This is a genomic window from Alicyclobacillus cycloheptanicus (assembly GCF_028751525.1).
Taxonomy (GTDB): Bacteria; Bacillota; Bacilli; order Alicyclobacillales; family Alicyclobacillaceae; genus Alicyclobacillus_L; species Alicyclobacillus_L cycloheptanicus.
The window spans coordinates 2,024,779-2,051,666 of sequence record NZ_CP067097.1 but is presented as its reverse complement, the minus strand read 5'-3'; the positions used below and the strand labels follow the sequence as shown (position 1 = coordinate 2,051,666).

At 50.8% G+C, this 26,888-nt stretch carries 24 protein-coding genes; 4 read left to right on the top strand and 20 right to left on the bottom strand.

Translation table 11 applies throughout. The annotated features are described in order from the left end of the window. Nucleotides 1-11: 11 nt before the first annotated feature. From JI721_RS09450 to JI721_RS09420, 7 genes are all read right to left on the bottom strand, one after another. Entirely contained in the window at nucleotides 12-1,979 is a 1,968-nt protein-coding gene (locus JI721_RS09450; RefSeq protein WP_274454634.1) for a TOMM precursor leader peptide-binding protein, read from the bottom strand. Between the two features lie 440 nt (nucleotides 1,980-2,419). Continuing rightward, complete coding sequence (locus JI721_RS09445) at nucleotides 2,420-3,280, bottom strand: AraC family transcriptional regulator (RefSeq protein WP_274454633.1); 861 nt, start codon at nucleotides 3,278-3,280, stop codon at nucleotides 2,420-2,422. A 545-nt stretch (nucleotides 3,281-3,825) separates the two neighbouring features. Then, nucleotides 3,826-5,109, bottom strand: coding sequence for an IS110 family RNA-guided transposase (locus JI721_RS09440; RefSeq protein ID WP_274454631.1), 1,284 nt, complete (start codon nucleotides 5,107-5,109; stop codon nucleotides 3,826-3,828). Between the two features lie 209 nt (nucleotides 5,110-5,318). After that, nucleotides 5,319-6,710 carry an MFS transporter gene (locus JI721_RS09435; RefSeq protein WP_274454630.1) on the bottom strand — a complete coding sequence of 464 codons (1,392 nt, stop codon included), beginning with the start codon at nucleotides 6,708-6,710 and terminating at the stop codon, nucleotides 5,319-5,321. A 288-nt stretch (nucleotides 6,711-6,998) separates the two neighbouring features. Continuing rightward, complete coding sequence (locus tag JI721_RS09430; RefSeq protein ID WP_274454629.1) at nucleotides 6,999-8,492, bottom strand: carboxylesterase/lipase family protein; 1,494 nt, start codon at nucleotides 8,490-8,492, stop codon at nucleotides 6,999-7,001. Nucleotides 8,493-9,380: 888 nt separating this feature from the next. Continuing rightward, the gene (locus tag JI721_RS09425) at nucleotides 9,381-9,560 is read right to left on the bottom strand and encodes a cold-inducible protein YdjO-related protein (RefSeq protein WP_274454628.1); all 180 of its coding nucleotides are present in this window, start codon (nucleotides 9,558-9,560) and stop codon (nucleotides 9,381-9,383) included. A gap of 115 nt (nucleotides 9,561-9,675) precedes the next feature. Next, a complete protein-coding gene (locus JI721_RS09420) occupies nucleotides 9,676-9,870 on the bottom strand; it encodes a cold-shock protein (protein ID WP_274454627.1) in 195 nt (64 codons plus the stop codon). A 357-nt stretch (nucleotides 9,871-10,227) separates the two neighbouring features. Here JI721_RS09420 and JI721_RS09415 point away from each other — a divergent pair, with 357 nt between their 5' ends. Beyond that, entirely contained in the window at nucleotides 10,228-11,052 is an 825-nt protein-coding gene (locus JI721_RS09415) for an SDR family oxidoreductase (RefSeq protein ID WP_274454626.1), read from the top strand. An 848-nt stretch (nucleotides 11,053-11,900) separates the two neighbouring features. On the opposite strand, the gene JI721_RS09410 is transcribed toward JI721_RS09415, so the two are convergent. From JI721_RS09410 to JI721_RS09390, 6 genes are all read right to left on the bottom strand, one after another. Further along, the gene (locus JI721_RS09410) at nucleotides 11,901-12,428 is read right to left on the bottom strand and encodes a TlpA family protein disulfide reductase (RefSeq protein WP_274454624.1); all 528 of its coding nucleotides are present in this window, start codon (nucleotides 12,426-12,428) and stop codon (nucleotides 11,901-11,903) included. Between the two features lie 22 nt (nucleotides 12,429-12,450). Further along, on the bottom strand, nucleotides 12,451-12,765 hold the full coding sequence (locus tag JI721_RS17265) for a c-type cytochrome (RefSeq protein ID WP_407654108.1): 315 nt from the start codon (nucleotides 12,763-12,765) through the stop codon (nucleotides 12,451-12,453). 113 nt (nucleotides 12,766-12,878) lie between these two features. Continuing rightward, nucleotides 12,879-13,757, bottom strand: a complete 879-nt coding sequence (locus JI721_RS09405; RefSeq protein WP_274454623.1) for a hypothetical protein — start codon at nucleotides 13,755-13,757, stop codon at nucleotides 12,879-12,881. Nucleotides 13,758-13,801: 44 nt separating this feature from the next. Next, complete coding sequence (locus tag JI721_RS09400) at nucleotides 13,802-14,428, bottom strand: SCO family protein (RefSeq protein WP_274454622.1); 627 nt, start codon at nucleotides 14,426-14,428, stop codon at nucleotides 13,802-13,804. Nucleotides 14,429-14,477: 49 nt separating this feature from the next. After that, entirely contained in the window at nucleotides 14,478-14,936 is a 459-nt protein-coding gene (locus tag JI721_RS09395) for a FixH family protein (RefSeq protein ID WP_274454621.1), read from the bottom strand. 19 nt (nucleotides 14,937-14,955) lie between these two features. Further along, entirely contained in the window at nucleotides 14,956-15,585 is a 630-nt protein-coding gene (locus tag JI721_RS09390) for an SCO family protein (RefSeq protein WP_274454619.1), read from the bottom strand. A gap of 263 nt (nucleotides 15,586-15,848) precedes the next feature. Between JI721_RS09390 and JI721_RS09385 the strand changes: the two genes are divergently transcribed. Beyond that, a complete protein-coding gene (locus JI721_RS09385; protein WP_274454618.1) occupies nucleotides 15,849-16,973 on the top strand; it encodes an IS1595 family transposase in 1,125 nt (374 codons plus the stop codon). Nucleotides 16,974-17,010: 37 nt separating this feature from the next. On the opposite strand, the gene JI721_RS17260 is transcribed toward JI721_RS09385, so the two are convergent. The 5 genes from JI721_RS17260 to JI721_RS09365 form a co-directional block, all read right to left on the bottom strand. Further along, entirely contained in the window at nucleotides 17,011-17,352 is a 342-nt protein-coding gene (locus JI721_RS17260) for a c-type cytochrome (RefSeq protein ID WP_407654013.1), read from the bottom strand. A 161-nt stretch (nucleotides 17,353-17,513) separates the two neighbouring features. Next, nucleotides 17,514-18,296 carry an ABC transporter ATP-binding protein gene (locus JI721_RS09380; protein WP_274454617.1) on the bottom strand — a complete coding sequence of 261 codons (783 nt, stop codon included), beginning with the start codon at nucleotides 18,294-18,296 and terminating at the stop codon, nucleotides 17,514-17,516. A gap of 11 nt (nucleotides 18,297-18,307) precedes the next feature. Continuing rightward, complete coding sequence (locus JI721_RS09375) at nucleotides 18,308-19,339, bottom strand: FecCD family ABC transporter permease (RefSeq protein WP_274454616.1); 1,032 nt, start codon at nucleotides 19,337-19,339, stop codon at nucleotides 18,308-18,310. After that, the gene (locus JI721_RS09370) at nucleotides 19,339-20,349 is read right to left on the bottom strand and encodes a FecCD family ABC transporter permease (RefSeq protein ID WP_274454615.1); all 1,011 of its coding nucleotides are present in this window, start codon (nucleotides 20,347-20,349) and stop codon (nucleotides 19,339-19,341) included. Before JI721_RS09370 ends, JI721_RS09375 begins: the two co-directional genes overlap by 1 nt. A 14-nt stretch (nucleotides 20,350-20,363) precedes the next feature. Next, a complete protein-coding gene (locus JI721_RS09365; protein ID WP_274454614.1) occupies nucleotides 20,364-21,371 on the bottom strand; it encodes an ABC transporter substrate-binding protein in 1,008 nt (335 codons plus the stop codon). Between the two features lie 987 nt (nucleotides 21,372-22,358). Between JI721_RS09365 and JI721_RS09360 the strand changes: the two genes are divergently transcribed. Beyond that, entirely contained in the window at nucleotides 22,359-24,536 is a 2,178-nt protein-coding gene (locus JI721_RS09360) for a heavy metal translocating P-type ATPase (protein ID WP_274454613.1), read from the top strand. A gap of 19 nt (nucleotides 24,537-24,555) precedes the next feature. On the opposite strand, the gene JI721_RS09355 is transcribed toward JI721_RS09360, so the two are convergent. Then, nucleotides 24,556-25,179: an SCO family protein gene (locus JI721_RS09355; protein ID WP_274454612.1), complete on the bottom strand. Its 624-nt coding sequence runs from the start codon at nucleotides 25,177-25,179 to the stop codon at nucleotides 24,556-24,558. 142 nt (nucleotides 25,180-25,321) lie between these two features. On the opposite strand from JI721_RS09355, the gene JI721_RS09350 reads away from it, so the two are divergent. Continuing rightward, nucleotides 25,322-26,179, top strand: a complete 858-nt coding sequence (locus JI721_RS09350) for a sensor histidine kinase (RefSeq protein WP_274454611.1) — start codon at nucleotides 25,322-25,324, stop codon at nucleotides 26,177-26,179. A gap of 16 nt (nucleotides 26,180-26,195) precedes the next feature. Here JI721_RS09350 and JI721_RS09345 read toward each other — a convergent pair whose 3' ends face one another. Then, nucleotides 26,196-26,852 (bottom strand): response regulator, encoded by a 657-nt coding sequence (locus tag JI721_RS09345; RefSeq protein WP_274454610.1) that lies wholly within the window; start codon nucleotides 26,850-26,852, stop codon nucleotides 26,196-26,198. Nucleotides 26,853-26,888 lie beyond the last annotated feature (36 nt).

Sequence of the window (26,888 nt, the reverse complement as noted above, 5' to 3'; positions counted from 1 at the left end):
TGGGCTTTTTCTTACGAAAACGGGTGGCAGTCCCCGTTCAGGTCTTGTTCTGTCAACACCCGCGCAGCATAACCCATGCGATGCGGCAGTTCGAACACCCGCCTGAGTCCTCGTACACGTTCCAAGCCATAGCCGAAGGTCATCGGCGTCATGCCGGGGATGAGCACTTTGGCCACCTGAAAACCACCGTACGCGACTTCTGCACTGGTTTGATGCACGACGATCACGTCAAAGCCGCGCCCGTGTAAATCCTCCAGCACAGCCTCGAGAATCAGCCGAATGTCCCGTGAATCCACGCAGTATCGCTGCCTGACATCGGGGTACATCGCGTCGACCGGCGGCAGCGGCCCCCGCTTTGCGCGCCGCAGCAGAAAAGCCCAGCGTGGGTACGCCTCGGGCAGGCCGGCGACAGCGGCGTGATCGAGAATCCCCTTGATTTTGCTCGAATCCTGGAACATCGAGCGGGCTTCTTCCCGCCGCTCTTCCGTCGTTCGCTGAAGGTTCAGCATGCCGACCGCCAGCTCACGGAGCGCACCATAGGCCGCCTCGTACGGATGGATGTGGCACGCGGACCCGCTCACCACTTTCGGGTAGTCGTTGCCGCTGTGTACCGCCACAGCCCCCACAGCGGGGATGCGAAGGTCATGGGACAGGCAAAACAGGCGAACGGCAAAGCCTTGCTCGACGACATAATCGAACACCTCGGACACCTTGGCCGGGCAGTCCGCCCCCAGCCGGAGTTCAGGCACAGGCAGCTTGGCGTACCACATGTTCAGAAACCCGTCGCGCTCGAGGACCTCGAATATTCCGTGCAGGACCGCCTCTTCCATGGTTCCGCCGATCGCGCAGCCATTCGACGACTCCTGCACAAAGCGCTGGTCACCCACAGGTCCATAATACGCGAGCTGCTCAGGAACCAGGATGGGCCGCTGCTGCTTGGTCGAATAGGCCCACACCCATGAATACGGCTTCTCTTCATCAAAAGGTTCAAAGGGATGATGCGGCGACTGATACACCGCCTGGCTGTGCAATCCAAAGCTGGCCGGGTGGAGGGCATCGGCTTGGAGCGCCGCGTAACTGCCGCGAACCACCGGCCGGCGATTGACCGGATGGAACCCGCAGCTGCGCTCCAACACTTCGAGCAGGGCCGACCGCTTCGCGTCCGCGAGCGACAGGCCAGCGCCGTAGCCGGAAATTTCGGCACCAAGCGGCGTGTAAATGTACGCATTCGCCTGCGCGTACCGCTCGCCGTTCCAATACGCATTCATGGCTGAAATGTAGCCGACCTTGTCGTGCACGAACAGCGTTTCCAAGTGCTCGCAATCCACCGTACCCACTCGCAGCGCTTCCACATCGTGAATGCGATGCGAGGTGAACCGCAGCGCGGCAAGCGCGGGAAGGTCATCGGGCACGAGTTGACACCGCGGACAATCGTGACTTGGGACAAGCGGGATCCATGCGAAGGGTTCCCCCGGCTCGTACACACCCACCTTGCCTTGGGCATTAGGAATGTCCGGGGCCGCAGAGAGAATCGACACGATTTCGTCCGTGACGATGCTGCCCAAGGTGACAAGGTCGGCCGCCGACACCTCCAGCGGTTCCGGGGCAACGTCGTCTTCCAGCTGGAAAATCGAACGCAGCAGGCTGCGCTCGAACGTGTTGTCCCAGCGCAGCTGCAGGCAAGTCGCGCAGCCAGGGACGTCCGGCGTCTCCAGCGGCCCCACCAGAACCGTCGACCCCCGCCCCAGCACAGGCAAGGTCCTGAGTCGCAAGTCCCTGCACGTTCGCAATGTCTGTTGTTCAAATTCGGAAGGCCCATCCAGTGCCAAAACCACCAGTTGTGGGTTCCTGTCTGCCCAATCGTCGACGGAGCCGCCGTCCATCAGTTGCCATTCACTCGATGAACTGTGCTTGTCGTTCCAGGCGTCTAGAATGTGTCGACCCAAAACAGAACCATCGTGAACAATCACAATGTTCATCGTATCCCCCGCAATCCAGCGCGTTTCGCGGTTGTCGTACGCGGCACCACACGTCAAAATATTCGCTTATCCATTGGTGTAGACCACACGGGCCATGGAATCACCCAGTAATCCGGTCCGAAGAATGCGGCGTTGAATCCAGCCACCATCAAAAAACCTCGCCCATCAGCAGGTTTGAGTTTGTGCTGGCGGTGCCCGCCAAGAGATAGGCCAGACTCATGATGGAACCCATGAACGCCGCGAACGTTGTAAGACAGCCCAACATGAGCGCGATCCCGACCAGCAGTTCTCCATTAAGAAACTAGGCAGCTGAAGACGCCGGCGTGCGGATTGATACCCAAGGCATCATATCGCGTTGCTCAACGTGAGCCCGTGGGTAAATCCGGGATCCGCGTTCCAGATAAAGTAGACACTCATCTCCCCACGATAGGAAGGAATATTTATACATCACTCCTGGTTTTCTGCGCTGGAATGGTCGCGATTGCCCTTACTTTGGAGCTTACGAGCGCATTTCCGCTGAGTTCGTGCTTTCGGAAATTCCCAGGCGAAGTACCTACGATTTTTTTAAATGAATTTATAAAATGGTAAATATTATTATATCCGACAGCACGACTGATGTCCGATATACCTAAATTCGAGTTGACAAGCAGTTCGGCCGCTTTGTCGATTCGTACTTTATTTAAGTACAGGTTGATGGTCATACCGGTCGTCTGTTTGAAGTTTTTGCAAATCCAGTTTTTACTGCGCCCGACCAACTGTGAGAGTTTGTCCAAGGTCACCTCATTTTTATAATTTTCATGTATATAGTTTTTAATCATTTCGACAATCTCAGATTTACTGGAATTTACGACAAGATCGATCTTCTGATATCGGATCATGTAGTACAGGGCGGCAACGAACGTGTGCGTAGCGATCTCCAAATACCAAGGAAGCGTCTCGATAGCTTCCTCAAAAACCAACGCAAGCATTTGCTCAATGCTGTCTGATCCTTGACACACGAGCGGAATGTGATTGAGATTCTCCTGAAGCGCAGCATCAAAGACCACATACTTTACTTCAAGCATTCTTAAAGGCTCGCCATTCACGTCTCGTGTCGTGGCAATACCGTGGACGTCGTTCGGTTTTGAGAAAACATACATACCCCGATGGAGTGTCACTTGATCGCTACCGACAATAAAATCGCCTTCACCGCTAATCACATAGTAAATCTGATAGTAATCGTGTGAGTGGGGGGTGAGACTGCTCCCAGACGGATATTCACTTTTTGCAAGCCACAGAATGTTGATCAGGTTGTCGCCCATTCGAATGCCACCCTTGTGATGTCAGTGTTCCAGCGCCAGCGCGGATTCATCACCTACTATGCTATCCTTTTGATTGAATCTCATCCATAGATTCTTCGAATTCTTCAAGTTGTTGCGCCTCCACTGACAATCAGGCACGGACCAGATACGATGTATACCTCCCTCAATGATCTTTTGTTATCTCTCGTTTTCTCGCTCATTCGTAGCATTTTGCATTTGACTCAGCGGGCGAATGATGTCAGACTCCCCGTAGTGGGAATCTTCGGGACATGGTTTGTGCGTCCCCTATAGGGGATAACTCCCCGTTTTCAAAAATTTGGTCGCACCGTGGATCTCCACAAACACCTTCGCGGCGTACCCTCCCATGTCTCACAGGGTCCTGACTTCGGCCCTTTGCATTCCATCGTTCAGCCTGTCGAAGGGTGGAGGCCAGTTAAGCTCCTATGCAGGGTCATGGCCCGAATGGAATGTATCGTACCGGCTTCTCCGTGCTTCGTTTGTCTATTGCAGCCCTTGCGTACGGTTGAGCGAGTTTCGATTCCTTGTTACGCAGCAAACAGCTGAGCCGAGCGAACGGGTCCCATTGCCTTTTCAGGGTCGTATGGGACTTGCTTACGCCCGAGAGTGAACAAGATGCGAATCAGCTTACAACACAGGGCAATCAGCGACGACATGGGCCGCAGCGGGTTATCCACACGCGTGGTGTAATACTGGTGCAGCGCCTGAAACTGTGGATTCTTTGCCACCAGAATCAGCACGCAGCGGTACAGCAACGCGCGTAATCTTGGCCGTCCGCGTTTTGTGATCTTTGTCTGACCTTTGTGTTTGCCGGAACTGTTCTCCTTGAGATTGAACCCGGCAAGTTTTTGAACCTGTCGCCAGTGTTCGTAGGCGGACAGTTCCTCCACTTCGGCCAGGAATCCTGCCACGGTGACGACGCCCACGCCAGGTACACTGAGCATCTGAGCGGCTCCCGAAATTCGGTCCAGCAAACGCTCGATTTGCTCCAGCAGATCGCTTAACTGCTCCTGCAACAAGTCATATTGGTCAAGCAGCATCTTCAACTCCTGGCGTGCCATCTGCAGTCCTTCGGTTAACCCAACCGATTGGGAGGCCATTTCCACAAGGTATGTGGCCCGTTTTTTGCCAACGCCCCGCGAAATGCCATGTTCCCTCCACATGTGGACAATGTCTTCTGCTGCTTTAGCCTGAATGTCCTGTGGGCAAGGGCACTCGTGCAGACACACCAGCGCTGCTTTACCCTCCCAGTCCCGAAATACCTCCGTAAACTCCGGAAAGAACCGGTCGAGCCAGTTGTGGATACGGCCCTGCACTCGCTTGAGGTCTTCGATTAGACGCTCTCGTTGGTTCATCCCCACGCGCAGCTCAGCGTAGATATCCTTGGGGATGTTGGGTACGGAGTAGCGTCCGTCTTTGACCAACTGCGAGATGACGCGGGCATCCTTGTGGTCATTCTTCGTCGGATTATTGTCGTCCAGCTCTTTGCTCTTTTTCACGTGCAGGGGATTGACCAGAACGACGTCAATCCCGTGTTGGCGAAGAAATTGAGCTAGATTCATCCAATAGTGTCCGGTGGGCTCGACGCCGAACACCACATTGTCACAGCCGTGATCGGCCATGAGCGTGCGCATCCACGCAAGAAGCTTTTCCATGCCGCGTCTGGTATTGTCAAAGGACAGAGGCCTGCCAAGCTCAATACCGCGCGCATTGCTCGCACGTGCCACATGTATTTTCTTGGCAATGTCTGCACCGACGACCAAGGTTGAATCTGTGATGCGGCGAATCTTACGGTTTTGCGATATACTCATGTTGTCGTACGACCTCCCGATTCGTGTTGCTGTGCCAACTCAACACTATCAGGAGGTTTTCTTTGCCTCAAACCCGGAATTACTTCATTACAGGAATGCTCCTATGGAATTCGGAAGGACTTCATTCCTCCGCCGCACATTGGCCATCAAAGCACGTTACTTCACACACCACCGGGGGAGGTGGTGTGTGAAGTAACCACGACGGAATCTCACGGGGCAACCTCTTCCAACACAGCTTCTCTTTGCCTCATACCCCATTTATAAACGAGAAACGATGGAAGCAACGACCCTGGAATGACACACCACACGAACCAGCCAATATGATTTGTGGATGCCGTGGAAGCATAAAATACGCCCGCGACAACTGGACCAAAGACAGCTCCGATATGTCCGACGCCATCTGTCCACCCTGTGCCAACAGAACGGAGCCGTGTTGGGTAAGCCGCGGCAGTGTAGTTATACATGTTAAATACCCAAGCCATCCTGGCGGCGATGAGGAGCGCACCAGCGATCGCGATCATCATGAAGCTTTTGGGGAAAAAGAAATACCCAAGCGCTCCCAATGCACAAATGATGCCGGAGAATAAGACAAGTGTTTTACGTTCCACGCGTTCGCCGAGAATCGAGCCAATCAACGGCGCCAAGATGGCCCCTGCAAATCCGCTGATGGCCGCGGCCAAGAATACTTCGTGGGCAGACATCCCATTTGCAACCAGGTACACCGTACTGTAGCTGCTGACCCCGTAATCAACACCAGCGTAGCCAAGTACCCAGCAAATCAACAGGAGAATCGTCTGCCCTCTGTAACGACCAGTGAAAATCTCCCGGGTCGGCACTTTTTCCGTAACCAGCACCTGATGGCGATTCAGGTCAATCGGCGGCAGCGCACCATGTTTCCGAACGATTTTCGCTTCGATGTCGGATAGAATTCGTTCGGCCTCCACACGCCTCCCTCTGGCTTCCAACCAACGGGGAGACTCAGGCAGCCCAAAAATCAAGAATGGCAGAACCACAACAACCGGGATCGCGCACAGCAAAAACACGTAGGCCTTATAGTGTGTGGGGATTAAAAACAGAGCAGGTACGACAGCCAATAGAACCACTAAGAAGCCGGCGAGGACCTGTGTCCCTTGCATGACACGGCCTCGAACCTGGGGCGGCGCCATCTCGGCCATATAGACAACATTCGTGGCCAACACGCCACCGATTCCTAATGAGCCTGCCGTGAAAAACAGCATGAGCAGCCACCAGTTGGTTAAAAATGCTGTGGGCCAAAACAGCAGGCTGACAATCAAACAGGAAGCAATCATGACTTTCTTTCGACCGTACCGGTCGGCTACAAAACCCAGCAAATATTCCCCAATGAGCACGCCTCCTCCTACTTGAAAACCAACAAGAAGTGAATATTGGAGCGGGCTGAAGTAATGTTTCGGTGCCCAAACAAATGGATACAGCACCTGTTCCATGCCATCGAGGCTAATGACAACTCCCCACAGGAGCTGTGTGATAAACGACAATCTCCATTGGATGTTTGTTAATGGTAAGCGATCAATCCGTGCCGCAATTTGCCCATCACGTAGCTGGGGTTCCACAACTGCCATGATGATTCCCTCCAATACATCTCCGGTTCACGAACGTCGATATCCAGTCCTCGGTGATGCTCTGTTCGATGACCATTCATCACGCGCTACACCTTCCGCTCGACCAACCACCCTTTGAATCGTTTGTGATTTTAAATTTTCATATCATTTCGCACTCTACCCACCCCTCCTCCCTGTCCTGAGAAATGGCGCAGGAACTTTCACGAGCGTATAAATGTTAGAACATGGGTCAGCCGCCTACATTTCCATTGTTGAGTCATCGTGAAGAACGGTTTGGCGATAAATCTGCTATGAATTTGGGCGTTTAAACACTGTTTCCCATTTCAAGCGCTTTTGCCGATCAGGGTCGTGGACCACCTCGCACTTGGTGTGGAATAGCATGGTAGCTCGGTTGTCAAGGTCGTATTTCGGCCAGGCCGGCAATTCGGTCGTGTTTGGATCACCACAGCGTGCGAAAGCGATCCATGCGTTGTGCATCTGTTTGGCCAGTTTATATCGAGCGGAATCGTTGCCTGCGAGATGGTCAACTTCGGGGTTCATAACGGTGTTCCATACAAACGGAATTTCCAACGCATGAAATGCCTGTGGGCACCCATCAAGGGAATTGCTTTCGTAGTCGAACCGATACATCCATACAGGCGCACCATGCCTTGCCTGACCTTCACTAAAGAAAATCGCTGGATATGTAAATACATAGTGTGTCATCAAATCCTCATAGAGCGCTCGGCTTAACGTTTGGTTGTGTATGATATATTGGGAAACACTCGTCCAAAGAGGTCCAAACGACCGCTCAAACACTGCCCGCAGCTCTTGGTCATCCATTTTCGTCCAATCAGAATCGAAATGCGTAAACAACCGCGATTCATCCTTATTCGTCCCCACTAACACGGGAATGTCCTTTGCGAAGCCTTCGTCTAGCACTTTTTCTGGTTGTCTAGCTAGATGAATCCCGTCTCCAACCGGACCAAACGCCCGACGCGGAAAAATTTCCGTCGCCCGTAAGATCGCTTCCGCAGGGATGCTTTCCAATTCGGAAACGCTGTCTTCGTCCAGCTGAAGTCGAAACAGCAGTTGTTCGGTCATCTTCGCTGCCTGTTCCACCGTCACGTGACTTCTCGCTGTGCCGCTCTGCAGAATGGCTTTATGAAAAAGCCCTCTCGCAATAGGCATCGACAAAAGGCAACCGACACTAACGGCTCCTGCGGATTCCCCGAAAATCGTTACATTGGTAGGATCTCCACCAAAAGCCTCAATGTTGTCATGCACCCATTTCAATGCGGCAACTTGATCGAGGAGCCCGCAATTTGCTGATTCGCGATATTTTTCACCGCCGAATGCATCTAAATACAGAAACCCAAACACGCCAAGACGATAATTGATAGTAACGACCACGACATCTCCATGCTCCGCAAAAAATCTCCCATCATACAGACGGCTCGACCCCGAACCATAGTGGAATGAACCGCCGTGGATCCAAACCATCACAGGCCGCCGGTTCCCCTCTTTACTCGGCGACCAAATGTTGAGATACAGGCAATCCTCATCCTGTTTCACAGGCGCATCGCCCAAAAATCTCATGGAAGGGCTCTCACCCTGCAGGGACGCCGGGCCAAACACTTTGGCCTCCCTTACACCTGACCAAGGCACCGGTTCTTGCGGCGGCCGAAATCGAAGTGCCCTCATCGGCGGAGCCGCATAGGGAACTCCTTTCCAGACCATGACCTCCCCCTCTCGTACGCCTTCCACCAAGCCGAAACGTGTCTCTGCAAGCACATCAGTCATTTTTACTTCCCCCACTTCCCGCTCTAATGGCAGGCAACAAAGCCCGTCCATCGCGGATATTAAAGCGCTTTCATGTTATGCAAAGAAACCTCAGCAACCTGGTTAAGATAGGTCAATACTAGACCAATGATTTAACTATCTTCATATGAATAAATGGCCATGATTACATCCATAGCTACGACAAACTGCGTATTTGATGGGATATTAACACTTATAACCGAACATAGTCAATATTCAGATCTTTAAAATTGATGTATCTTAACGATCATTTATTACACGAAATAAACCTTGTCGCTTTATTGAGCTCGTGGTTCCGCACGGTCGCCAACCGCTAAAAAAAAGCCCCACCGATTCGATGGAGTCTCTTGTGAGCGTTTCAAAACCTTCGCAAGCATCGCACGCCCAACCGAGCCGATGACAGAATCCGCTCCGCGCAGTATCAACTTGATTTCGCGGTCAGACCGTCGGACTTGTCCGCCGCCAGTTTGTGGGCTGCGACTGTACGCCTTCTTCCTGCTTGCTGGTGGATCGCGACTTTGTCAATTGGGTAGCGGCTGACGATACGCCACACTCCGCCTTGTCCGCGCTGGGTAGATGCTTACCCTTTGTCAGAATCACTTTAGCATGGTTGAGTCTGGCATATGAAACCTCAGGACCAAACTGAATCGGCGTGAGGTGAGTGATGAGACGCAGACGCGCACCAACCTCAAGCGCGTCGAGCGGAACGCCTCCGCTCCGTTTCCGGCAACCGCATGAAGTATGCCTCCTGTCGCACGGGTGGGGCGCATTCTCATTGTGCTGGTTATGGGCCTGAGCTGGCAAAGGGAATCATTGGGGCCGGCACGGCATGCGGCCACGAGAGGATATGCTGCTGGGTACCTGGAAGCTCTACTCAATGCGGATGTTTTTCGTCACTTGATTCATTTCTCCCTTACAGATGGGACAAACGGGGTGTTCGACATAAATGAACTCTTGTCTCGACCAACAATCACATTTTGAACACTGCCACACAACGGAGTTTGCAAACACCTGTTCATCCAGCTTTCGCTTGTGACCAAAGTACCCCATCCGAATTACCCCTTTTCCTTTGTGTTGACATCATGCAGGGCACCAAGCAAAAAGAGGACTGTCCCTGAGGAATCAAAATGATACCTAAAGGGACAGTCCACTGCTTCAGAAGAACTTAGGCAACGTTTGCTGCTTGCGGGCCTTTCGGGCCTTGCACGATATCAAACGTTACGCGTTGACCTTCTTCGAGGGTCTTGTATCCGTCACCTTGAATTGCGCTGAAATGTACGAATACATCTTCTCCGCCTTCGACTTCGATGAAGCCAAAGCCCTTTTCCGAGTTAAACCATTTCACTGTACCCTGATTCACATGAATTCCTCCTGCAGTGCTCATCGAGCACAATATTTGTTCAATTCGTCGAATATAAAACCGTTCTATCTGCACCCACAATGAGGCGCAAAAAGAACGGCTCAAAATGTTTACAAATATAAACGATCACGTTTGAACAATTTCATCTTACACCCTTCAGACAGAGTTGTCAAACCTTGACACGGCTTGTCCACGAGGGCGTCAAACGATTCGGTCCGGAAGCCGCGCCCGATGCAGCCGCATCAATGCCCTGCAAATACTCAGGATTCTCCACCCTTCTTCTGATGACGTCCCTGCTCATGTAGCCTATAGTTGATGCGTAAGCTTTTCATCGAGCTCATTCGAGGAGGGAACGCAATGATTTTGGTTACGGGCGCGACAGGCAACGTCGGAAGTGAAGTCGTCAGATTATTGCATGGAAGCGGGCAGTCGGTGCGGATCTTATCCCGAGATCCTGCAAAAGCTTCGTTCCCTGCGGGGGTTGAGATTGCCGTCGGTGACCTATCGTCGCCGGCGACCTTGACAGCAGCGTTAGATGGCGTTAACGCGGTATTCCTGATTCGAGTCCCTGGCAGTGACACCTTCCCACAAATAGCCAAGGATGCTGGCGTTGAACACATCGTTTTTCTGTCGTCGGGCGCCATTGAGTCGCCGAGCGAAACCGCGATCGGGCGGAATCACCTGCACACGGAAAACCTCATTCGGCAATCAGGCGTCAAGTGGACATTTCTTCGCCCTGGTGCCTTCATGACCAACACTCTGCAATGGGCACCGTCGATCCGGGCGGAAGGCGTTGTCAGGGCGCCTTTCGGCGATGTGGGAAATGCTCCAATTGATCCACGAGACATCGCATCTGCTGCAGCCACCGCGCTGACTTCACCGGGGCATGATGGCCAAATTTACAGCCTCACAGGACCTGAGGTGTTGACGCCCGTGCAGCAGGTTCAGATTCTCAGTTCTGTGCTTGGCAAGGACATTCGCTTCGAAGAGATCCCTGAATCGGTGGCGGAAGAAAACATGAAGAGATTCGCTCCCCCGGAAATCGTGGATTCGATTTTCACCCTGATGAGAGATGGGCGTCATCATGGAGAGCGTGTGACCAACGCTGTGCGGGATGTGACCGGCCGGCAGGCTCGTACCTTCGAGCAATGGGCTGCAGATTTCGCGCATCTGTTCAAATGAATGGATGCGGCAGAGCCATTGGAACGCCGAAACCTCGGTTGCAAGCAGGCAGGCGCAGCCGGGGTTCCTGTTCCGCGGAGTAGAGGCCAATATACTGTGTCAAAAGGGATGGTGCCTCGAGACACAAATAAAGCGAACCGCCCCTCTTCGGTCGAAAGCCGTAACAGCGGTCTGCAAAAGCAATATCTCAAGCACTTCGATCACGACTGAATCGGCAATCCTCTTGTATGCTCAAGAAAAGTCATGATAAACTACCGACCATACTGAATCGTCATAAGATGTTGCACAAACCGAGGGGGGCTTCCCATCATGTCACTGCGTCGGTCACTCGTCACTGTTGGATCCGCAGCTGTTTGTTGGGAGCTCCTTTTTGTAATCCTATATTTTTCAACATTGCTCGACGCTATATCCAAGATAAACTTTACCATTGCCAACGTGATTATGGACGGAACCTCAATATGCGGAATCATCAGCATACATGTTACTTTCCGTTATTCCTAAATTTCCATAAGGTGCGAGCAACAATTCTAAGTGGAATCATCTTTTTATTCAGCTTTTTGATCTGTGTGTTGGTTATCGGGGCAAGTTGGATTGGCTCGATGTAGGACTTGTCCGGCCCCCAATTGGACCCGGATCATTACAAAAGCGAAGCACATCGTTCTGTGCTTCGCTCGTTGGATATCCGGAATTATGGTATCCGGATTTCGGATGGTGGAGGCGACCCTTCACAAACCGATTTAATCCTTAGATTCACGGTCGGTGCTGACCAGTAATGATAAAAACGCTATGATAATTCCACTAGAGATTGGCATGTTCGTCGGGGTGGATATCAGGCAGGCCCTTCGGAATCATTTTCCGAGGGCTTGTGTTATCATGGCCTGCAACTGCTGCTCGGTCAACGCCCCCAGATGCACACTGATAACTTTTCCTTTCGAATTCAGCAAGAACGTCGTTGGGAAGCCGGAGATATCGTATTCATTCATGAAATCACCATTCGGGTCCGAGAGAACGGGGTACTTGATTCCGAATTTCTTTACAAACGTATCTACATCCTTAGCGCTATCATCCTGTGTCATGTTCACACCAACAAACTGTATCTTACCGGCGTACTTGGAAGCCATTCGTACCAAATCTGGCGTTTCCTGTTGGCACGGTTCGCACCAAGATGCGAATGCGTTCAATAGAATCGGCTTATCGTTATGCGTCAAATCGTTCAATGAAATGGTTTTACCACCATCATTGAGTGCCTTCAACGAGAACCCTGGCGCCATGTGCCCCGGTACTGGCTCCACAGCAGGTGCTGAGTGCTGTGTGCCACATCCAGCAACGAGCAAAGCCCCGTACACAGCCACCGTCAAACACGACTTCCATCGCATTCATGTACCTCCATGTGTGCTCTCATTTGAGTGTTTTTAGGTAGGCGGCAAGGTCCGCACGGTCTTGATCGGACAACTGCGCAAAGGACGGCATGTTTCCACCACCCGTCTGGATCCATGCTTCTACATTTGCCACCGTAACCGGCTGCCCATTCGGAAGGGATGATTTCGAGAACAGTCCCTTTAGTCCGGGTCCGAATATCGTTTCTGTGCCAGTGGAATGACAGCTGGCACAATTTTGCTGAAAGAGCTGCTGCCCCTTAGCGGGATCGCCAATGAGTACCTGTTGGTTTCCATTCTGATTGATTGTGCGTGGAAGGAGCTCCCGACGTGCCACACCCAATCAAAAAAAACCCGACAACAAAGCAAGCCCCGACAAAAGATATCCAATTGGCCGTTTTCATATGGGTACACCCCCTGGCTGATAAGACGATTCCTGCAATAGCAAATCTAAATCGTCGCTGGCCCGTTCTTGGCCTGTGGCTTATCATCCAGTTCGACTCGTGCAAACAATGTTGGGAACGCAGTCAGTGTCAAAAGAACGAACAAAGGCCCAGCATTCGGATCCGTACCTAGCGCCGTGAACATTTGCCCGAAGGATTGACCCACCCACCAGAAAAAGAGTGACAGTATGATCGATGCCCACATGAACGGGCCAACCCGCCTGTTAATCAGAATTCCAAGCCCGATTGCGAGTTCGATGACAGCTAAAATGATGCTGACGGATACACCATTATTCCCAACAAGACTCGCCATCCAATCAGCAGTAAACATACCACCAATGCCCTTCGGTGTGAGATACGTTGGCTGTAACTGCAAAATGGCACCGAGTATCCAAAGGATACCGAGGGACCAGCGTGCAATCTTGATTCCTCGACGAGAAATCCCCGATTGCGTATCTGTGTCTTTGTCAGGCCAAATCGACCATCCAATAAGCCCATAAAGGAGCACTGCGCCCGGCGCCCCCATCAAAAGAAGCGCTTGCCCCGTCAACAACTGACCGAATCCTTCGCCGAACCACCAAACAATGAGGGTCCAAATGAAGGAGATTGTAAGCGTCGTCTTTACCTTGACGTTGAACATGAGTCCAAGACCAATCAGCAGTTGAATGACGGCGAAGATCACATTGTAGACTCCAATGTGTGGCTCAATCACGTGTGCAGCCCATGTTACGGAATGACCAATCCAAGCGGGTTGCCCTTGAGCCACAGGCAAAATCACTTGTTCTATGAACGATTTCGTGAACATTTGCGGTTTCAGTTGTAACAACCCGTCTATAAACCAGATGATGCCAAGCACCGTCTGAATGGTCCGTCGGGAAATAATCATCGATACTCACCTTCTATGCTTGTTTTGATTCGAAACGAACAAGATCATTCCAGGGACTTCACTGCCTGAACAACATCATTGTACGGTGGATGCAGTCCATCGAAGAACTGAGTGATTTTCCCCGATTTGTTCACCAAGTACCAATTGACCGTATGTGAGTAGTATTTTCCTCCCGTTTGACTAATCGACTCTTTGAATGCATCTAGGGAGAACTGTTGCACCCACTTGTAGCTATAACCTGTGAGGAAGTGCCAGTTGGAAAAGTCCGCTCCATGCTCTTCGCCAAACTTTTTGAGCGTTGCTGGTGTCTCATTCTGAGGGTCGACGCTGAAAGAAACGATTTGCACATCGAGTCCGTCCTTCTTCAACTGCTGCTGAAGATGTGCCATATTGTTCGCACTGGGTGGACAAACCGTCGGACAAGTTGAGTAAAAAACGTCGGCAATCCAAACCTTTCCCTTGAGCGTTGACGAGTCAAATGCTTTACCATTCTCATCGATGCCCTTGAAAGAGGGTACCGGCCAATCAAGTGGTGCGTTAGAAGATGGTGCAGACGCTGTGCCAAATGAAGTTTGAACACTATTTTGCTCAGGCTGAACAGCCGAACCACATCCGGCTATGCCTGCTACCGTGACCACCGCAGTCACTGCGACGCCAATGACCTTACGCAACACTTTCTCTCTCCCCTTTCAGTAGGCCCATTGAGAACAGATTCCAAGCCTACTTTGTGACTGGAATTTTTTGAGGCCCGGTCATGATCATGTTTCCATCCGCCACAACGTGATACATCACGTCGTATGTACCGACTTTCTTGAAGCTGTATTCAATCGAATAGATTCCGTCACCCGTCCGCTTCGCATGGATGATCTCGTGTTTGGAGTTCGGCACGTCCTGCCAGATTTCAAACATAACATCGTCCACCTGGTTCACTGGTTTTCCTTGCTGCGTAACCAATACGGAAAACTGATTTTCCTTTCCGACTTTCGTTTCCTTTGGTATAGTCATCTTCACTTTTGCCATGGGTTGCTGGGACCCTGTAGAATTCATATTCATCGACATATTCGAGGGCTGGTTGCTCGTTGAATTGCTTGTCCCACAGCCCGTGATACCCGCCGAGATCAAAGCAAGAAAGCCTAGTGACGCAACTCCGACTACTGTTGTTTTCTTCGACAGAATCATCGTCTTCCTCCAGTCGTGTCTACAGCCAATTCCATCTGGCTAACAGACTATTGATGTCCCTCTCAACTTGTTGGGGATTGGGATTATCGCCTGAATATGTGGCACGGATGTTTCCGTTCTGATCGATGAGCTCAGTCTTGATCGTATGCGAAATATACACAGTACCTGGTACGACCTGCTTCTGTACGCCCCAAGCCTTTAAGATTTGAGGAAGCTGTTCGGGTGTGGGGCGAACAAAATACCAACCCTGAAAATCTGGATGATATCGATCTGCCCATTTGAGAAGCACAGGCAGTGTGTCATGTTCCGGATCCAGCGTGACCGACACGATAGCAACTTTGTTCCCGAAAACACCTTCTTTCTGGAGTTCGTTCTGAATTTGCTCGAGTCGAAATGCAACCAATGGACAAGGACCAGGGCAGTGAGTGTAAAAGAAAGTGACCAACCTGATTTTTCCATCCAGGCTGTTGAAGGAAACTGGCTTACCATCAACGTTCGTAGCGGTAAAATCTGTCGCTTGACCAGCGACAGGCAGAGTCCCTCCACCGGCACGGATCATATAGGTGATACCGCCAATGATTCCGATTAAGAGAATTACCGTGAACCCGTAAAAGCCGAATTTCAGCCAACGTTTGCGTAAAGAAAACACCCCGCTCCCCTCCAGATACAGACGTTAAAACTACCCATTTCAACGTAACCTGATTTCTTTTCATCATCCTTAGCCCGAAAGGGCTATTTTTGTGACAAGACATAAGCAAAAATCCCAATGACCGCCACTAGGTCGTGACAATCAATGGGATTATCGTTGCACTATGAGACAGAAGACTTTATTTTTCGCTCTGTTCGTCTGTATTGCGGTTTTCCGAACATTGCGGTAGGATGAATGCGAACAAACGTTCGAGGTGAGACGCTGTGAACATTCATCATATCCGTGAAGCCCATTTCCGGAACGGAGTCGTTTGTCCTCGCTGCGGCAGTAAATCGACGAAGCGTGACGGTAAGATGATCGGGACAGGCCGGCAACGTTATTTCTGCAAGGCATGTGGTCGAACCTTCAGTGACTTGACGGGAACCCCACTGTCATATACCAAGAAATCGGCAGAAATGTGGGATGAAATGGCTCGGTGCATGCGAGAAGGCAAGTCGTTACGAGCCACGGCCGAAGAACTCAACATCGCCGTCTCGACCGCTTTTGCATGGCGTCATAAAATCCTGGCCTCGTTGCGGGAACACACCGACGAGGACTCCGAACTGGATGGCATCGTCGAGGCCGACGAGACATTCTTTCGCCGTTCGTACAAAGGCAGTCACTTCAAGGACAAATTGAATCCTGATGCCCGCAAGAGGGATTTTGAACAACGATTCGGACGTAAACCTCGCAAGCACGGTAAAGGCGCATATAACCAGGGCGTCCATAAACGTGGACGGAGCAAGGATCAAGTGCCGGTGCTTGTACTTCGGGACCGTACGGCTCGTACCGTTTCGCTCGTTCTGGAGCGAGTGGATGCACAGACCTTACGTCAGGAAATGATACCGGTCTTGGGTACTGATGTAGTGCTCTGCACCGACGCTTTGCCCGCCTTCAAGAAAGTTTGCAAGGACGCCGCCATCGAACATGTTGCTCTGAATGCGAAAGCCGGTGTGCGAAGCAGAGGTGTGTACCACATCCAGAACGTCAACGCCTATCACGGTCGCCTCAAGGACTGGATGGTACGGTTCAAGGGCGTGGCGACAAAGTACCTCGCCAACTACATGACCTGGTTTGAGTACCTGGACACGACCCGAGCGATCACATCCGGCGTTTGGGAAAGGAGATTCCTAGCGATGGCCTGCATAGATACGAAGAAAATCCACCGCAAGATGGTCTATACAAGTGAATGTGCGATTTGCCACCAACCGATTCGCACAACAGACGAAGCGGCAACTCTCATCTGTGTCTCATATGAGACAGGCGAACGGAAACCGGATCGACTCTGCCATACGGCGTGTTACGACGCCTTGATCGCCGAAACCCATCCTTCACAAGCAATCAGTTGATTGCTATGGAATAGCAACAGTTGTTAAGAACAAAGCGTTATTTTTTGGACGATAGCCAAACTGCCAGCGTATGAATCTGTTGCGTAGTTAAAATCGCTTGGTTCGTGGGGCCATATCCGGGCATTGGCCCTCCCCCAACATTGATTTGATGTTCGATTTGGTCAAGCGTCAAACTCGATCCGACGTGTTGCAGGCTCGGGCCGATTCCACCTTGTAGATTGTCACCGTGGCACGACTCACAGTTTGTTTGAAAGAGCTGAACCGCATCCGAGAATCCATTGTGGGAATCCGTATCCAAAATCGTCTGTCTGGTACCACACCCCGTGTTAAATACGAGGCACACTGAGAAAAAGAAAAGGCAAAGAGCAACACGCCGCATGAAAACCCTTCTTCCTTATCACTAGATTTTTTGTGTGTTAAGGGTTCCGGCGTCTTATGACCCAGAACAGAATGCCGATAACGACAACGAAAACCACTGATATCATGACAAAGCATTTGTCTCTCCTTGTAATGAACTCAATTCGTCTGTTTGCACAGCATTCAAGCGAGATCATGCGGAATACACAATGGAACTCCTGTACGAGGGTCTGTCAGAATGTCGGCCTCTACACCAAACACTGTTTTAAGAACATACGGAGTCAACACCTCATACGGCATACCTTCACAGACCTTTACCCCGTCTTTGATTGCGACAATGTGATGTGCAAATCTTGTTGCATGATTCAAATCATGAACGACCATGACGATCGTTCTGTTCTCCTCCACGTTCAGCCGTTGGAGCAACTTCAAAACCTCCAACTGGTGCGCCATGTCAAGGAATGTTGTTGGCTCGTCCAGCAACAACAAATCTGTACCTTGAGCTACAGCCATGGCAATCCAGGCACGTTGACGTTGACCTCCGGAAAGACGATCCACCGGACGATGTTCGAATTCACCCATGTTCGTCACCGTTAACGCCCACTCGATCATTTTGTGATCGTTGTCAGAAAGCCGCCGAAACCCCTTTTGATAGGGAGAGCGCCCATAGGAGACGAGTTCCCACACGGTGAGCCCTTCGGGAGCAGTTGGACTTTGTGGTAAAATAGCCAATTTCCTCGCAACTGTTTTCGTGGATTCTTGATGAATGGACTTCCCGTCCAAGTACACGGTCCCATCTATCGGGTGGAGGATGCGAGCGATGGCCTTCAATATGGTGGATTTCCCTGAACCATTCGCTCCTACCAGAGCGGTGATTTGCCCTTTCGGAATCGTAAGATTCAAGTTCTCTACAATGATCTTCTCTTCGTATGCGATGGATATATCTTCCGCCCTTAATTCGACCATGACAGACCCTCCTATCGTCTTGACCGCCGCAGTAGATACAGAAAGAACGGCGCTCCCAGCATCGCTGTCAGTGCGCCAACGGGTAATCCCGACCCCTTACCGCCAATGCCAATGGTCACACTTTGCGCAAGCATATCGGCAAACAATAGCAAACAACCACCTACCAAAACGGATGTTGGAAAGACACGAACAGAATCTTGCCCGACCAACCGCCTAGCGATATGCGGACCTATCAGCCCTATGAAACTAATGGCGCCGGCAACTGACACTGCCCCGGCAGTGAGCAGAGCGGAAACCACGAACAGAAGAATTCTAGTTCTTTGTAATCGAAACCCGAGTCCTATCGGCACCTCTTCACCCAGTTGCAGCACGTTGGCTGCTCGATAACAGGCGATTCCCAGAGGTAAGGAAACGACCGCCCATGGCCAAATCGTAAACCAGTCCTGCCAAACCTTCGCATTAAGGGAACCGATCATCCAAAGCATGACTGTTGGAAGTTGCTCCTGGTTCTGCAACAAAATCAGAGATGCAATAGACGAGAGAACGGCCGACATGATAATTCCCTTCAAAATGAGCACAAACGGGTTATCCCTCATCCTGCGTGTTACCAGATACATCATCACAACGGTCAGCATCCCCCCGGCCAGGGCTGCAAACGGAATGATTTCCTCGTATTTTGCAGCCAGGGGAAACGAGCCAAGCCAACAAACAATCCCGAGGATACTGCCTGAAGTAACCCCAGTGAGACTTGGTTCAGCCAACGGGTTCCGAGTGAGCGCCTGCATAATAGAACCCGCCAGTCCTAGCATGGCACCTGCGCACATTGCAATGAGTGACCTTGGTAACCGTAAATTCCAGACAATCCACCTTTGGTACTCTGCTGTGGGCCTATTGAACAACGCAGAAATCACATCTTTTGGTGATATCCATACAGTTCCGAGGCCAACGTGAAGAACAAATAAGAGGACAAGCAGTACAATGAAAATTCCGATGGTAATTAGAAATCGTCGGTCGACCTTGTTGTGTTTGTATGTATGAAGCATCAGCCGGCACTCCCCAATCGACGATTCAACAAGATGAGAAGGAGCGGACCGCCCAAAAGAGTGGTCCATACGCCAACCGGGATCTCGACAGGCGAGAATAGCTGTCGAGCCACGATGTCCGCCCCGGTCAATAAAACCGCACCAACCAATGCAGACATTGGCAGAACCCGAATTGCGTCTTGTGTGCCAAGTAGCTTGCGGGCAACATGCGGAGACAAAAGCGAGATATACCCAATCGGTCCACACGCAGCAATCACCGGCGCCACCAGTGCGATACTGACAATCAGGATAAGGACTCGTATCCATATGACTTTCATCCCAAGTCCCTTTGCAACTTCATCTCCAAGCCGAAGAATGTTCAGCTTCCTCGCCAAGGAAAGCGCAACCGGAATAACAATCAGCCAAGGCAAGACCAGTACAACCTGCGTCCAGTACCTGTTTTCAAGCCCTCCCATGAGGTAGGAATAGAACAAGGTGATTGTACTTTCTTGGCCCATGCTGACAATGACCACAATTAAGGCATTGAGAAAGGATGAGACTGCCACACCAATCAAAACCAGCCGAACAGGTGACTGATTGTTTCGATTGGCGAGTACCACTGTTCCGCCTCCCATGACTCCTCCAAGTAATGCAAGCCATGGTTGAAGGATGGATGCAACCGGGATCTGGAGGATAATAATTGCAGCCATTACGGTTGCCGAGCCCGCCGAGACACCGAGGATCTCCGGCCCCGCAATAGCGTTTCGCATCGAGTCTTGCAGCAACACGCCGGCTAGTGCCAAGAGGCTGCCACATAAAGCGCCCAGAACATATCTCGGCATTCGTGATTGCCAGACGACGACGGACTCTACGCTGTGACTATGGCCGAACAGTACATTCCATAAGCTTCCGAGGGACAGTGAAGGGGTACCCCAGGAAAGTCCAAGTACCCCTATACCAAGCAATACAACGACAAATATAGCCACCATAGCACTGAATCTTCTGGTTATACCTGAAAATCCCGATCCCACAACGCTTCCTTCTTTCACTGCTTCGTAAAGAGGTTTGGATAGAGTTTCGGCATAGCATCGTCAAGGATTTTTTCGAGCCCAAGGCCTCCCCTGTCGGAGTGCCAAACATCCGGATTCACCTCGTAAACACGGTGATCTTTGACAGCCTTCAATTGATTCCATATCGGATTCGAAGCAAGTTGTGATGTTAGTGTCGGTGCGTTGGAATTGTCCAGCCGGCCGATGGATTCCACGAATATCACGTCTGGATTCACCTTCAGAATTTGGTCCAGTGAAATACTCATACCGTGCGCCCCATGACCTCCCCAAGGATATTTGCTAATGGCAGCAAGAACGGAGGCTGATGGATCATCCACTGTTGGGACTTGGAAATCAGTAGGTGATGACCCCCATATGATGAGAGATGTTTGGTTTTGGGGAGATTTTGTCATCGCCGAATTAAGGTGTGCCGTAAATTCATTCACCTCTCGTTCAGCAGTCGCTTGGTGTCCAGTTAAAATACCGAGATTGATCAAATCTTTCATGGACTGCTTGTAACCACCGCTCCTTGATATCAAATACATAGGAGCTACGCCCTTCAGGGCCGCTTTAAGTTGCGCATGTGGGTACGCATCTCCAATGACCAGATCAGGGTGATCCGCCACGATGTCCTCGACGTTCGGTTGCATCCATGAGCCGCCAATCATCTTTAACTTTTTCGCATCCGCCCCAAATACCATTTTCACAAAGGATTGATCGCCATGGTCATACGCAATGTTTGTTTCACCAAGATCCTTCAACATTTCAATCGAAGAAGGATCCAGACAAACAAAGCTCGTTGCCGGATTGCTTAGAACAACCTTTGCTCCAGTTCCATCAGTAACCGTGATCTTTTGGTCTGTCGAAGTATCAGACATCCCACTCATATTTGTCCCGGTCATGTTCATTGAGTTGTTGGATTGACCACCTTGGGCTCCGCATCCTACGAGCGCAAACGTCAAAGATGCTATGACAGTCCCTACTCCAGCAATTCTTCGAAACATTGGTTTACCCCCTAGTTTTTCTAACTTCGACGGAGATTGTCACAATCCCGCCCCATATGAATCGTAGCCGTCAATCATTATCGAAACACTGGCCTGACTGGGCTATAATTGTGACAAACCTTCGAGCGGATCGGAGGACAATTTCACAAATTTCCCGTTTCGACAGACATAACTCACCAGTTCAGGTACAACGTTGCCTCGTAAAAGATGCTCCTGAACAATTAACGCAACATGTTCTGTACGAATGTTCCGATACCAGACGCCCTCAGGGTAAACCACAACAGAACACGAATCTATACACCGACCGGTACATTTGGTTTCCGTGATCCGAATGAAGTCTGCCGCATTGGCTTCAGACACAGCACTACGAAAAGCTTCAATTAAACCCCCTGAACCGTTCTTGACACAACACCCGCCGTTACAAACCAAGACATGGTGTTTCAGAGACTGCATGCGAAGGTCAGACAGCGCTCGCTTCTTCCTCTTTTCTTCGTCCGTCATCATTGACATAAACCCTGTGGGGTCTTGTTCTGGTGGTTCATCTCATTAAGCATTTCATTTCCTCCTGACACCTTTGGGCCTATCCGCCCGTCTCTTGGTGCGCTTCCACCGTGTGGCACGATTCCCCGGACTCACGTCCCATGATATCTATCAAATTGGAGAACCACTCTGACTCGTTGGGGCTATTTTTGTGACAAGATATCGGTAGAAATCACAATGACCGCCACCAATTGGAGCGGTCAATTGAACTTCGCATTTGGTTTTTCTTCACCATAAGTTGGTCCGTGAAGACATTGCAGACCTTCATGACACTGTATCTTCGTAGACAGAAAACTATTCTGGCCCAATAGGACTATTTTTGTGACGAGCTTGGCTAAATCTATGAATTCTGTGGTGAAGAGATTTAATCAGTCATATCAAGCACTGAGAGGTCAATAGAATACAGTGGACAATCAGGGGGATGTGCAGGGAGCGGAGGCCCATAATATGTCAAAGCAAAAGACTACACTAGAAATTACTGGAATGCACTGTGCAGCGTGTGCGGCACGAATCGAAAAGGTTGTTAGGAAACAACCAGGTGTTCTCGATGCGAATGTCAACCTAGCGATGGAACGAGCCACAATTGACTACTCACCGGAAGAAATCCAGGTAAACGAAATCATCTCCCGAATTGAACGAATCGGATACGGTGCAAGTGTTTTTATGGATTCCGGCAGTCACAGCAGGGATCAAGAGTGGCCGGCCATTGAAATGTTTTTGTTTTCACTCGCCCTGTCCATCCCTTTCTTTTGGCTGATGCTGAATATGTTCGGTCTGATTGGCATACCGAGAGTGCTACTCAACCCGTGGGTACAATTGGCACTCGCTACGCAGATACAGTTCATTGCTGGATGGGCCTTCTACGTCGGGGCGTTCAAGTCAGTGCTGGGACGCAGCGCAAATATGGACGTGCTCGTGGTACTGGGAACTTCCGCAGCGTATTTCTACAGCGCTTGGATGGTGTTAGAGGGAGGTCACCATGTTTACTTTGAAACCAGCGCCATCATCATTACCCTGGTCTTTTTTGGTAAAATCCTTGAAACACAGGCTAAATCCCGCACTTCAGAGGTCCTACAAAAACTTGCGCAATTACAGGTCAAGCAAGTGCATCGTTTGATTGGCCATGATGAAGTGGATGTCCCAGTCGCTGAAATCTCTGTCGGTGACATGCTGGTTGTCCGGCCGGGTGAGAAAATCCCGGTGGATGGTGAAGTCATCTTTGGCGAAACCAGTGTAGATGAATCCATATTGACCGGTGAGATCCTGCCGATAGATAAACAACCTGGCGATCCGGTGTATGGAGGCACATTCAATCGGCACGGAGCGATAAGAATGGTTGCGACACGCATTGGCGGTGAGTCTGCACTCGGTCAAATCATTCGGTTGGTGGAGGAAGCACAGGGGTCCAAAGCACCCGTACAGCGATTAGCGGATACCATTTGCGGGATCTTCGTGCCCATTGTGATTTGCCTGTCCCTTGCAACTTTTGTGGTGTGGTATTTCGTACTTGACTACCCAATGTCTGTGGCGGTTTTGAACGCAACCGCCGTGTTATTGGCAGCGTGCCCTTGTCCACTTGGCCTTGCGACGCCAACGGCTATCATGGTGGGGACAGGGAGGGCCGCACAGCACGGCATCTTCTTCAAAGGCGGCGAGCAGCTCGAAACCCTGCACAAAGCACGGGTCATTTTGATGGACAAGACCGGAACCATCACGCACGGAGAACCAACGATCACGGATGTTCTGGTAGCAAATCATCCACTTGTTAAATCCAAAGGCGAGTTGCTATCTTTTGCAGGAAGCGCAGAACTCCCTTCTGAACATCCCTTGGCGCAAGTGGTCGTTCGGCACGTGAAACAACAGACACGTCTCTTTGAACCTTCCGATTTCCAATCCTACGCAGGCCGAGGCGTGAAATCAGTTGTCAAAGGTCACACAGTTCTGACCGGTAATGCTGCGTTAATGCGTGAACATGGGATCGTCACAACAGCTCTTTTGTGGCAGCAACAAGACTGGGAGAAGTCGGGCAAGACTACGCTCTTCGTTTCCGTAGACGGACAAGTTGCAGGGCTGATCGGCGTTTCAGACACCATTAAGGCATCCTCCCGCCAAGCCATCCATGACCTCAAACAAATTGGTCTACATGTAGTCATGGTGAGCGGGGATAATCCTCATGCTGCGCAGGCAGTAGCTGGGCAAGTTGGAATTCGTGATGTGCTCGCCGACTTGACACCGGAAGACAAGGTGCATGTCATTCGACATTTTCAGAAACAAGGCCACGTAGTGGCAATGGTCGGGGATGGAATGAATGATGCACCAGCACTTGCGACCGCAGACGTGGGCATTGCCATTGGCACCGGTGCGGATGTTGCTATCGAGGCAGCAGATATCGCTCTAATCGGAACTGAACTGGAAGGGGTCGTGCAGGCGATTCGCCTGTCCCATGCAACCATTCGAAACATCCGGCAAAGCTTCTTTTGGGCCCTGATATACAACGGTGTAACGATACCTGTCGCTGCATTGGGGTTACTCAGTCCCCTTGTTGCCGGTGCAGCCATGGCGTTCAGCTCCGTTTCGGTTGTCCTCAACGCACTGCGTCTGAAACGGGTGCCCATTGATCGCTGATCTTACTTCTGTCGAACTTTCATTCCGAATGCAAAAGGGATTCGATGTCATTCTCTGTACTTGTTTCTGAAATGTCCAACCCGTACACTTTGCGAATGTTACCTTGTCCATCAATCAGAAACTCGGCAATGGTATGAACGTACTGGGTTGCATCGACCTTCTTGACATATATCCCATACTGTTTCAGCGTCTGATCTATCGCTTGCTGCGTGCCCGTAAGGAATTCCCACCCAACCGGCGCAACGCCGAACTGCTTCTCGTAGCTCCGAAGCACGGACTCTGTGTCATGGGCAGGATCCATCGTGATCGAAATCAACTCCACGTGGTTTCCCATGATCCCTTGGCGCTCTAGACCTTTTTGCAACTGGACCATTTCCGAGGTGACGACAGGACAACTGGCGTTGCATCTCGTGTAAATGAATGCCACCAGTCGAACCTTGCCTGCCGAGTCTCCCAGTGTCACCCGATTGCCATTCGAATTCACGAGGAAGAAATTATATGCCTTGCCTTCCATAGGTAGACTCTGAGCAGATGTTCCTTTCAGGGCGTGTAACGTAATACCGCCACAGCAGATGCCGAAGAAGGTTGCAACGGTCAGAAAGGTCAACCACTGACGGCGTATGAATCGTAGAGCGATGTTCACTGGCTCCGCCTCCTATCAAACATCAGAGGTGCCCTTCTACCATTATTCCATCAAATTTTCGTCGGCAAATAGCCCGAAAGGGCCATGTCGTATAAAGAGGTTATGTTCGATCATTGTTTTATCGGGGTTCGGCCTGTTGTGAATGAAAGATCCTATTGTGGAGGACGATATGACATCAAATCGTATCAGAATATCATTGTTGCTCGTTCCAACACTCATTGTCCTTGGATTCGAGTATCTGAGACATACGTTTTGCATTCCCTACGTATCGCTTCAGACCGGCAATTGGATGATGGCCGGAATGACGGCCATATCCATCGCATTTATTTCACAAGGTCTGTTCAGTCACTTTGAGCAGGCGGAACGCTCACTTAGTCTGGAACGGGAAAAGCGGGCGATTATGGAGGAAAGAGAGCGTTTGGCCAGGGAGCTGCATGATAGGATTGCGCAATCCATTTTCTACATGGGCGTTGAAATCGAATCACTCCGACAGACAAATCTCAAAAAAGCTATCGCCTCCGAATCATGGGACGATCTCCTTTTAGCGCTCCGGGAGATGGACGAAAACGTTCGTCAGGCAATCTTTAATCTGAGGCAAGATACGGAAGTGACGATAAACTTCCGAGAGCGGGTTGAGAGGTATCTGGAAAATGCCTTTTTCCATGGAGAGGTACGCTGGACTGTAGATTTTTGTGACGCCGTGCTGCTTGAAACCACTGAGCAGATACAACTCTTCGGTATTCTCCAAGAGGCGATCACGAACATCCGTAAACATGCGTCCGCATCCTCAGTCTCCGTAAACTTGACAAAAGTCCCATCGGGTGGACGAACCAAGTGGGTGTTCGCAATCTGCGATGATGGCGTAGGATTTCAGCCTGAACAACGGCAAGCGAATCAATATGGACTTGATATCATCCGGAATCGTGCGAAGGACATCGGTGCGGCCGCATTCATTGAATCGAATGAGCAGGGGACCTGCATCCGAATCGTTAAAAACTAGAATTCGGGTCCAACCCTCATGCTTTGTTCGTTCGATTTTCCCGTGCGTAGGTGGCTAACTGGACCCGGTTTTGGATGTGCAGTTTCGCCATGATATTCTTCAAGTGGTTTTTCACTGTGTTTTCGGAGATAAACAATTTTGCAGCGATTTCACGGTTGGTTGCCCCGGTGCTGACAAGTTCAAGAATTTCCTGCTCACGTGCAGTCAGTTTTTCACTCGGTGTCGCAGGAACTCCTCTTGCTGATGCCGTGAACTTGAATTCAGCGAGCAGCTTTTCCGCCATTTTTCGAGACACCGGTGTCTCCCCGTCGAGGATTCCGTGCAGGTATGAGACCCAATCGGACGGTTTCAGACTTTTTACGAGGTATCCCTGCGCTCCATGTCGAATGGCTTCAAAAAGGTCAGCGGCATCATCAGACACACTGAGTATCACAACTCGAACATATGGAAGCTCCTGCTTGATGATGCGTGTCGCTTCAAACCCATTCATGACGGGCATGTTGATATCCATCAGCACCAAGTCAGGCATGCACTCTTGCGTCTTGCTGATCGCCTCCTGGCCATTTGTAGCTTCAGCAACTACACGAAACTGAGGGTCGGAATCAAGTATCATACGAACGGCCTTCCGGGCACGTTCACTGTCATCGGCGATCACGATTTCGTAGGTTTTCATGTTGACCTCCAAGTGGCTCTATTGATTGCTGGTAGA

What these genes read in the sequence shown, in the direction of transcription:
- JI721_RS09405 (WP_274454623.1), bottom strand. Translation starts at nt 13,757, where the DNA reads ATGATTATTTCCCGACGGACCATTCAGACGGTGCTTGGCATCATCTGG.
- JI721_RS17260 (WP_407654013.1), bottom strand. Translation starts at nt 17,352, where the DNA reads ATGCGGCGTGTTGCTCTTTGCCTTTTCTTTTTCTCAGTGTGCCTCGTA.
- JI721_RS09425 (WP_274454628.1), bottom strand. Translation starts at nt 9,560, where the DNA reads ATGGGGTACTTTGGTCACAAGCGAAAGCTGGATGAACAGGTGTTTGCA.
- JI721_RS09360 (WP_274454613.1), top strand. Translation starts at nt 22,359, where the DNA reads ATGTCAAAGCAAAAGACTACACTAGAAATTACTGGAATGCACTGTGCA.
- JI721_RS09415 (WP_274454626.1), top strand. Translation starts at nt 10,228, where the DNA reads ATGATTTTGGTTACGGGCGCGACAGGCAACGTCGGAAGTGAAGTCGTC.
- JI721_RS09375 (WP_274454616.1), bottom strand. Translation starts at nt 19,339, where the DNA reads ATGCTTCATACATACAAACACAACAAGGTCGACCGACGATTTCTAATT.
- JI721_RS09430 (WP_274454629.1), bottom strand. Translation starts at nt 8,492, where the DNA reads ATGACTGATGTGCTTGCAGAGACACGTTTCGGCTTGGTGGAAGGCGTA.
- JI721_RS09450 (WP_274454634.1), bottom strand. Translation starts at nt 1,979, where the DNA reads ATGAACATTGTGATTGTTCACGATGGTTCTGTTTTGGGTCGACACATT.
- JI721_RS09350 (WP_274454611.1), top strand. Translation starts at nt 25,322, where the DNA reads ATGAAAGATCCTATTGTGGAGGACGATATGACATCAAATCGTATCAGA.
- JI721_RS09440 (WP_274454631.1), bottom strand. Translation starts at nt 5,109, where the DNA reads ATGAGTATATCGCAAAACCGTAAGATTCGCCGCATCACAGATTCAACC.
- JI721_RS09365 (WP_274454614.1), bottom strand. Translation starts at nt 21,371, where the DNA reads ATGTTTCGAAGAATTGCTGGAGTAGGGACTGTCATAGCATCTTTGACG.
- JI721_RS09380 (WP_274454617.1), bottom strand. Translation starts at nt 18,296, where the DNA reads ATGGTCGAATTAAGGGCGGAAGATATATCCATCGCATACGAAGAGAAG.
- JI721_RS09395 (WP_274454621.1), bottom strand. Translation starts at nt 14,936, where the DNA reads ATGATTCTGTCGAAGAAAACAACAGTAGTCGGAGTTGCGTCACTAGGC.
- JI721_RS09435 (WP_274454630.1), bottom strand. Translation starts at nt 6,710, where the DNA reads ATGGCAGTTGTGGAACCCCAGCTACGTGATGGGCAAATTGCGGCACGG.
- JI721_RS09410 (WP_274454624.1), bottom strand. Translation starts at nt 12,428, where the DNA reads ATGCGATGGAAGTCGTGTTTGACGGTGGCTGTGTACGGGGCTTTGCTC.
- JI721_RS09345 (WP_274454610.1), bottom strand. Translation starts at nt 26,852, where the DNA reads ATGAAAACCTACGAAATCGTGATCGCCGATGACAGTGAACGTGCCCGG.
- JI721_RS09445 (WP_274454633.1), bottom strand. Translation starts at nt 3,280, where the DNA reads ATGGGCGACAACCTGATCAACATTCTGTGGCTTGCAAAAAGTGAATAT.